Annotated in this window: 2 protein-coding genes; both read right to left on the reverse strand. The window is 72.4% G+C overall.

Going from position 1 to position 1,101, the window contains the following annotated elements; genetic code table 11:
• Positions 1–779, reverse strand: a 779-nt coding sequence (locus HF519_RS30130) for an RNA polymerase sigma-70 factor (protein WP_169416329.1), incomplete at its 3' end; no start/stop codon positions are given.
• Positions 780–807: 28 nt separating this feature from the next.
• A partial coding sequence (locus tag HF519_RS30135) for a carboxymuconolactone decarboxylase family protein (protein ID WP_169416331.1) occupies positions 808–1,101 on the reverse strand: 294 nt, incomplete at its 5' end.

A 1,101-nucleotide genomic window follows, 5' to 3' on the forward strand; every position in this document is an offset into this window, starting at 1 on the left:
TAGAGCACCTTGCCGTCCCGGTCGCGGAAGATCGCGCCGGGCTGGCCGTTGACCTCGTGCGGCTCGAACGACACGTCGATCCGGATCAGCCAGGGGAAGACCGCGCCCAGCACTCGGGCGACGTTCTCCGCTCCCGCGATGGCCCGGGCCAGCTGTGGGGCCCTGCCGCCGCCGTCGCCGACCAGCTGCACATCGGCGGCGAGCAGCTCCTGCAGCCCGCCGACATCGCCGTTCTTCAGCGCGTCGAAGAACCGGTCCGCCAGCCCCTGCCGCTCCTGCCGGTCCGCTTCGAAGCGCGGCCGCCCGGCCTCCATGTGCCGCCTCGCCCGCACCAGCAGCTGCCGGCACGCCGACTCGGAACGCCCCACCGCCGTCGCGACCTCGTCGAACCCGAAGGCGAACACCTCCCGCAGCACGAACACCGCCCGCTCCAGCGGGCTGAGCCGCTCCAGCAGCAGCAGCGCCGCCATCGACACCGAATCGGCCAGCTCCGCCGACCGCGCCGGATCCTGGTACGGATCGCTCAGCAGCGGCTCGGGCAACCACGAGCCCACGTACGCCTCCCGCCGCACCCGCGCGGAACGGAGCACGTCGATCGAGATCCGCGTGACCGTCGCCGAGAGGAAGGCCTTGGTCGACGTGGGCCGCGTCACCGAGCCGTCGAAACGCAGCCAGGTCTCCTGCACCGCGTCCTCGGCCTCACCCACGCTGCCCAGGACCCGGTAGGCGATCGAGAACAGCAGCGGCCGCAGCTCCTCGAACTCCTCGGCCTTGCCCATACCGCATCCTCCCCGCGGCCGATGCCGATCAGTGGAACTGCCCGGGCTCGTAGTCGCCGGCCGGCTGCCGGGAGATGATGTTCAGCCGGTTCACCGCGTTCATGAAGCAGACCAGGATCACCAGCGCGGTGAGCTGCTCCTCGTCGTAGTGCTTGCCGGCGTAGGCCCACACCTCGTCGGTGACCCCGGTGCCCGCATCCGCGACCCGGGTCCCCTCCTCCGCCAGCTCCAGCGCGGCGCGCTCGGCCTCGGTGAAGACCGTGGCCCCCCGCCACGCCGCGACCAGGTTGAGCCGCACCGGGGCCTCACCGGCAGCGGCGGC

It is taken from the genome of Pseudonocardia bannensis, assembly GCF_012911875.1.
GTDB classification, from domain to species: Bacteria; Actinomycetota; Actinomycetes; order Mycobacteriales; family Pseudonocardiaceae; genus Pseudonocardia; species Pseudonocardia bannensis.